The organism is Sporomusa sp. KB1 (assembly GCF_007830295.1).
Classification (GTDB): Bacteria; Bacillota; Negativicutes; order Sporomusales; family Sporomusaceae; genus Sporomusa.
This window is the reverse complement of the sequence record NZ_VLKC01000002.1, coordinates 269,139-276,238: the sequence shown is the minus strand read 5'-3', so window position 1 is coordinate 276,238 and position 7,100 is coordinate 269,139. Positions and strand designations below refer to the sequence as shown.

Below are 7,100 nucleotides of genomic sequence, written 5' to 3'. Positions count from 1 at the left end.
AACAAAAATTTTTGGCTACATCAATGCCAATAACCGGACGATTAGTCAACACCGCTGACCTCCTATAAGATAAATTGAAGGGTTATCCATTCCAAGCTCAAAGATTACCGCCTTGCACGTGAAACGGGAATAAGCTCCCAACCAGCTAAAACGTAAATGCTTTGGAAATGGATGAATTGTCTGTAGGCATGTGTATAGAAAAATCTTCCCTGGGACGGGGCCATTCATATCCTTCTTCCTCATTATACCTAGAAACTGATTGTTCGGAGTTTTTCTATCCCAAAATGGATAACCCTTCTGTACTATATCTTACAAGGGACGGGGTTATTGGCAACAATCTATCAACTCTTTCAATGTCGACAACCCCGTCCCCTTGACACCTCTTGACACCTAAAATGGAGTTAAGGAAGAAACGGGTTTATATGTGTATTAATGGAAACTAAAGGGTTAAAGGATGATAGGTTCGGATGAACATCACGCCGTATGTGCAACGTTTTTTGAATGAGAAGAGGCATGATAACATGATTATTCAACCGGCTATTAATGATTATGAAACGTTACTCAATATTTGGGAAAATTCGGTTCGAGCAACGCATGACTTCCTCAAGGAAGAAGACCTTCAATTTTATAAGCCATTAATTTTGAACGAATATTTCCATCAGGTGAATTTATTTTGCCACAAAAACAGTAACCTTGAAATTACTGGATTTATGGGCATAGAGGATGATAAACTTGAATTGCTGTTTATTAATCCAGTATCACGGGGAAAGGGTATAGGCAAAGAGTTGCTTATTTATGCGATCAAGCAACAAAAAGTGAAACGGGTAGATGTTAATGAGCAGAATGATCAGGCCGTTGACTTTTATAGACACATGGGGTTTCGTGTAGTAAATCGTTCTGAATTTGATGGGGCAGGAAAACACTATCCTATCTTGCATATGGAATTGAAATGTTAACAGGTTACTTTTTTAAATGCTAAATTGATAGCCCAAGCAAATTCACATCCGGCAGTGTTGACCTGCTTTTAAGGAGAGCCTATTTTAGCGATGAACCTGAAACGTAGGTACAGGGCAGCGAGCGAACTTTAATGAATATGAACACAACTGCCAGAGGGAGAAAATAAACCTGATACCCATTCCGGCGGAGTTTGGGGCTTGATGAAGAATGCCTGACTAATCCGATGATAGAATGGAGACAAGCTAACGTAGTAGGCTTCATTGTTATTAATATCTCAAGTACGGTTAGCAATAATTGAGAATTTAACTGGTGAGGTTAGCATGGAAATTAAAAAGATTGAAATTGATAAGAAGCAATTTCTGAATTTACTATTATTGGCAGATGAGCAAGAAGACATGATTGATAGGTACTTAGACCACGGAGATATGTTTGCTCTATATCATGGTGACTTAAAGAGTGTTTGTGTGGTAACATGTGAACCCAATGGCATTTGCGAACTAAAGAATATAGCCACTTATAGACAATATCAGCATCAAGGTTATGGTAAGTATCTTGTGAACCATATTTCTGGCTATTATAAAGGAAAATACCAAGTTATGTTTGTTGGAACTGGTGAAAGTCCTGTTACTATTTCATTTTACAAGGCTTGTGGGTTTATACAATCGCACCGGGTCAAGAATTTCTTTACGGACAACTATGATCATCCTATTTTCGAATGTGGTGTGCAGCTTGTGGATATGATTTATCTTAAGAAAGAATTATAAGATATGAAGATTATTAAAGCCCAACAATTTATTTTGTAAGTCTTTCCACGAGTCTTTAATGGTGGTGTACTGTAAAGGAAACAGTGCGAACCGTCCCGTTGTATCCTCAAATCAAAGTTCAGACTGAGTTGCTTTTGCTGTGCATGGGGTATAACTTAAACAAACTCCATAACAAAATCCAAAGCGGTCGTTGTGGAAGCTATTTGCATATTCCCAAAACAGCCTGACAAACGTAGATGAATTTTTTCATAGGGGAAGCAGCTTCCTCTGTTTTGTTATGCCCATAATTCATCTGACGTTTCTTATTTTCCTTCTTCCACGGGCTTTTTGGTTCCTGTTTTACGAACAAGGGCGTGCCGCTCAGCGTTTTTTCAAAAAACGTTTTGCGACACGCCCTTTTTGTTGTTTGTTTTTGGTACGGTTCTGGTACTTTCACCAGCTAAGTGGCGTCTCACCTTATTGTAAAAATATTTAAGACAGGAAGGATTATTCCTAATCGCCAAAGTGTTCCATAACGTCTGATTATGCATTTTATCAGACGGGCGGGATGCTCTGCGGGAAATGGAAGACATTCTCCGGGTCGTATTTGGCCTTTACTCGGGTAAGCTGTTCAAAGTTATCGCCATAGTAGGCCATGGGCCAATTTTTGATGGCAAGGTTGGGGGAATTGACGTAAACGCCCCAGGTATAGGGGAGAATCGCCTTGCGAAATTCTTCCTCCCAGCGGATACCCGGCGGCGCCCCGTCTGGGGTGTCCCAAGTGGACCAGATGGCGATTTTGGACCAGGCTTGCCGGTGGAAATAGGCGGTGGCGTGACTAGGTACCCTAGCCACCGCTCCACCCAACCCATGAAATAGGACGGTGACTGAGGATGTGGGCGGATCGTCGATGAAGCGACGGATTGTGTTGATGGCAGTCTCGGGCAACTGATCATAGATGAAGCAATCGGTACTCTTGAAGGGGGAGGGAGTGGTCGGCTGGGTTGCCGATAACCGATCAACCACCTCAAGCCAGGGAAGTTCTTCGATGGTTATCTTCCGTGGTGAACCGGTTCGCAGCAAAGGCTGCAGCAGGTGACACAGTTCCGTCGCCGGACCGAGGAAGACTCCCTGCATGACTACCGGAAAAGAATCCGGCGACTGGTCGCCTGCGAAATTGGACTGCACGGACTTCAGGCCTGAAGTTATAAAGAGGGTGGGGGTGAGCCGCTCATCGGCCCCAGGGAAGGTATAGGATTGCCAGGTTCTGAGGACCGTTTCGAGGTCAGTCATGTTCCAACTAATTTCTGCGAAGCCGACGGTGTCAATGCGGCGGGCCCGGAAGCAAAAGGAAGTGCAGATGCCGAAGTTGCCGCCTCCGCTCCCGCGGTAAGCCCAGAACAGATCGGCGTGGCGGTTGGCGCTGGCTTGGAGGACGCAACCGTTGGCGTCAACCATTTCCAGTTCCAGCAGGTGGTCGAGGGTCAACCCCCATGGCCGGGTCAACATGCTGTGGCCACCGCCCAGAGTGACTCCGGCAATGCCTGTGGTGGGGCAGACCCCGGCTGGCACCACTAACCCCTTAGCCCCAAGAATGTGGTACAAGTCAATATTTTTTGTGCCGGTCTGAACGGTGGCGACGCCGTGCCTGCCATCCACATTCACCTGTTTCATTTGGCTGACATCGATGACAATACCGCCGTCAACAGCCGACAAGCCTTCGTAGCTATGGCGGCCGGAGCGCGTCCGGATGGGTATGTTCCAATAACGTGCCCAGCGTACTGCGTTGACGACGTCCTCGGTATCCTGCGCGAAGACGATAACCAGCGGGAACTTATTGAAAAGAGTGTTCCACTCTTTTCGGGCCGCGTCATAGTGCACGTCATCCGGCCAAACGATAAGCCCCGTCAACTGAGGTTCCATGCATAGCCCCATACAAATACGCTCCTATCTTAAAGGAATTTAATACTGCCTTTTTTCGCTGCGTTTCCAGAGATTAAAAGCGTCTAGCGAATTGTCCGTCGTACATTGATAAGTTTTGATTTTTCTTTCCCTATAGGGCAGACAAATGTCATCATATAGCGGCTGGTCGGAGAAGTCGACACCCTGCTGAGCGGCGTCGTATCTGGTGGCGGCGAAATACAGCACCGGTATTCTGGCCCAGTAAATAGCTGAATAGCACATTGGGCATGGCTCAGCGGCGCTGTAGATTTCACAATGCGAGGTTAAGCCTTTTTGCGGCAGGCGTGATTCTTCCTTGGTGATTCTGCCGAGGTTGAGGACACCAAGAGATCTGCAGGCGTCACGCACTACGCTCATCTCGGCGTGGGCGGTTGGATCGTTTTCTTGCGGCACATGGTTGTGCTGGACCCAATAGCGGATTACTTCATTGGTTTCATCGTCAATTTGAACGATAACGCCGCCAAAAGGTCCCCCGCCACATTGCACGGACTTCACCGCTTCTTCGCAGGCCAAGGTCATCCATTTATTCGTCTGTACTTCTATCCCGTCATAAATAGTGGTTTTGATGTTGGAGGTCTGCGCGGGCAAATACTTGCAGACTGCTTTGTCTTTGCGAGTGCATTCGGGGACGTAGCCGTTCCAGGGCTGAATATATTCTCCATACTTCGGTTTGATCAACGGCGGCGGTGGGGCCTTATATTTCTGGCCTTTGCCGGGAAAAGGCTCTGTTTTTAGGTAATCCGGGCAGGTGTTTTTAGGCTTGTGCCCCGGCATGCTGTGGTCATCACAGTCGGCGCCTGCCATAAATTCATCGAGATTCAGACCGCAACAGGGACAGCAATTATGACAGGGCTCGTATTCATGACCGCAATAGGGGCACACTATTCCTTCGGGATGGAGATTCAAGGACTCCAAATGGTTCTGGTAAAATTCATGGGTCACATGGTGACAATTCTTGTATGGTCTTGGGCTCAACTTTGCCATTAAATAACCTCCCTATAAAATACTCAGTATATTCTATGTAACGGAATGCCAATATGTTATGTAAAAAGAGCAGTCGCAGCGAAAATAGGGTGTGGCTAAGCAAACATGGCAAGCTTCATCCGCCGAACAAAAATGGCTGAGTATTAATATAATAATAAACGAGGCTGTAGTGAGGTGAGGTACCGAAGTGGCGAACTCGAATATAAAACTTACTGGTCGAATTGTATTCCCAGATGATCCAAATTATGAAAATGCCCGTCTGGATTATAATACGAGATTCTCAAAGTATCCCTGCGTTATTGTTTTTTGCCAAAGGGTACAGGACGTAATCAATGCAGTAAAATGGGCAAGGGAAAACCATATTCCTATACGTGCTCGCTGTGGAGGGCATAGTTACGAAGCTTTTTCGCTATTAAACAATGGAATTGTCATAGATGTAAGCGAAATGGATAAAATTTATCTTAAAAAAAGAAAGGGCATAGCAACCATCCAGGCTGGAGCTACCCTTCTTCCACTTTACGAGGCTCTATGGAGTGAGGGTGTTACTATTCCAGGAGGAACATGCCCGACTGTTGGCATTTCCGGACTTACGCTGGGTGGAGGATTTGGCATGCTTACAAGAAAGATGGGTTTACTGTGCGACAACCTGATTACAATCGAGATGGTCAATGCGAAAGGGGAAATCGTCTACGCCGACGAGTGCGTTAATTCTGACCTTTTATGGGCTTCCCGCGGAGGCGGGGGCGGCAACTTCGGAATCGTAACATCATTTGTTTTTAAGGTTCATCCCATTTCAAATGTTGCTGTTTATGACATCACATGGGATTGGTCGGATGCCGAAGAAGTAATCAAAGCATGGCAAGATTGGGCGCCATTTGTTGATGAACGGTTAACGTCAATTCTAGAACTATACACCAAAAATGATGGCCGTGTTTCTTCAACTGGTGAATTTTTAGGCCATGAAGACGAACTGAAGCACCTGCTAAAACCATTAACCGCTACCGGCAAGCCTAAGCAAATTAAAGTTCAAACAATACCATATATTGAAGCGGTATTAAAGTTTGACGATGGCCCTGGTCCTCATAAGTTCAAAAATACAGGAGCGTTTGTGTATCACAGTCTACCCGATGAGGCAATTAGTACCTTGCTTTACTATATGGAGATATCCCCTAATAAAGATAATTCGATTCAGTTTCAGAGCTTGAGAGGGGCGGTCAGCAAGATTCCTCCTGATGGAACGGCCTATTTTCATCGTGAAGCAGACTATATTATGCAATATATAACGCGCTGGAAAGGTGATTATGAGGAATGTCCCAATATCTATTGGGTAGAAAAGCTTAGAGAATCCATGCTAAGATATGTTGACGGAACGTATGTTAATTGGCCGGACACCTTTATTAAAGATTGGCCATGCGCATATTATGGTACCAATTATCGGAAACTCATGAGAATTAAACGCAAATATGATCCAGAGAATATATTCCGCTTTGAACAGAGTATTCGTCCGGAATAGGAGGGAAACAAGGTGACGGTTCCGTTGTATCCTTTTAAAAAGGTGGATTTACAAGGTCACGGATCGCCTCCACCATGCAAATCTGAAATTTATGGATATAAATTACCAGCCTGACAAGCTGCGAATTATCTGCCTTTGTGGGGGATGATGAGCGGTTTTTTGCTTGGGCAAAGTGAATTTTCTCGTCTCCACCAACAATTTAAAATAAAGTATATTTATAAAATAAGCGTGAATGTATATTAGCACAACAACAGAAAAGCCAACCTTTGCCATAGTTAGCGACAGGGTTCATGGCTTTTCCTTTTTTGTATTTGGTAAGTAGAACTCTAGTAAAAATTATATTGCTTGACAGGAGTTTTGCTGTTAATGTGGAAAATTGTAAATTATGTTATAATACCGTGGAACTGAATCGTCGGAACCGTCTTTGAGAGTCTAAGTCAAATGGAATTAGTATTTGACTTGGGTGTTAGCTTTTCTACAATTAATCGCTGGGAAAATGAAAAGGTTTCTCCTAATAAAATGGCTAAAAAGTTTTAATGTTTTCATCGCTAACACTCTACGTTTAATAGGCAGGGGCAGTTTCTGCGCCAGAAACTACTTTCGGTGGGCTGGCAGGAATTTTTACCGGGTTATGGAGAATACTTTAATTTATATCCAGAATTATGGAATATTGATGCGAGAGGAAGAAGAATTAATGGCTGTAGTAAAACCATTTTGCGGTCTGCGCCCTGTTCCCGAATTGGCAGAAAAGGTGGCTTCGCTGCCGTATGATGTGATGGATTCACAGGAGGCGCGGGCGATAACGGAGAAAAATCCATATAGCTTTTTGCGTGTGACCAAATCGGAGGTTGATCTTGAACCGGAGGGAAACAAGGTGACGGTTCCGTTGTATCCTTTTAAAAAGGTGGATTTACAAGGTCACGGATCGCCTCCACCATGCA

Annotated in this window: 6 protein-coding genes; 4 read left to right on the top strand and 2 right to left on the bottom strand. The window is 44.6% G+C overall.

What is annotated here, in order from left to right:
- Positions 1-521: 521 nt before the first annotated feature.
- Together SALPA_RS05060 and SALPA_RS05055 are read left to right on the top strand one after the other, a co-directional pair.
- Entirely contained in the window at positions 522-956 is a 435-nt protein-coding gene (locus SALPA_RS05060; protein WP_145090480.1) for a GNAT family N-acetyltransferase, read from the top strand.
- A gap of 321 nt (positions 957-1,277) precedes the next feature.
- Positions 1,278-1,721 (top strand): N-acetyltransferase, encoded by a 444-nt coding sequence (locus tag SALPA_RS05055; RefSeq protein ID WP_145090477.1) that lies wholly within the window; start codon positions 1,278-1,280, stop codon positions 1,719-1,721.
- A gap of 534 nt (positions 1,722-2,255) precedes the next feature.
- Here SALPA_RS05055 and SALPA_RS05050 read toward each other — a convergent pair.
- The gene (locus SALPA_RS05050; RefSeq protein WP_222427879.1) at positions 2,256-3,623 is read right to left on the bottom strand and encodes an FAD-binding oxidoreductase; all 1,368 of its coding nucleotides are present in this window, start codon (positions 3,621-3,623) and stop codon (positions 2,256-2,258) included.
- Between the two features lie 39 nt (positions 3,624-3,662).
- A complete protein-coding gene (locus SALPA_RS05045; RefSeq protein WP_222427878.1) occupies positions 3,663-4,646 on the bottom strand; it encodes a nucleoside deaminase in 984 nt (327 codons plus the stop codon).
- Between the two features lie 187 nt (positions 4,647-4,833).
- Here SALPA_RS05045 and SALPA_RS05040 point away from each other — a divergent pair, with 187 nt between their 5' ends.
- Together SALPA_RS05040 and SALPA_RS05030 are read left to right on the top strand one after the other, a co-directional pair.
- Positions 4,834-6,159, top strand: coding sequence for an FAD-binding oxidoreductase (locus SALPA_RS05040; RefSeq protein ID WP_222427877.1), 1,326 nt, complete (start codon positions 4,834-4,836; stop codon positions 6,157-6,159).
- A 631-nt stretch (positions 6,160-6,790) separates the two neighbouring features.
- Positions 6,791-7,100 (top strand): DUF1015 family protein (locus SALPA_RS05030; RefSeq protein WP_255450832.1); only part of this gene is annotated, 310 nt, incomplete at its 3' end.

Excerpts from the sequence above, each read along its gene's own strand:
- SALPA_RS05060 (WP_145090480.1), top strand. The coding sequence starts at position 522 with ATGATTATTCAACCGGCTATTAATGATTATGAAACGTTACTCAATATT.
- SALPA_RS05055 (WP_145090477.1), top strand. The coding sequence starts at position 1,278 with ATGGAAATTAAAAAGATTGAAATTGATAAGAAGCAATTTCTGAATTTA.
- SALPA_RS05045 (WP_222427878.1), bottom strand. The coding sequence starts at position 4,646 with ATGGCAAAGTTGAGCCCAAGACCATACAAGAATTGTCACCATGTGACC.
- SALPA_RS05050 (WP_222427879.1), bottom strand. The coding sequence starts at position 3,623 with ATGGAACCTCAGTTGACGGGGCTTATCGTTTGGCCGGATGACGTGCAC.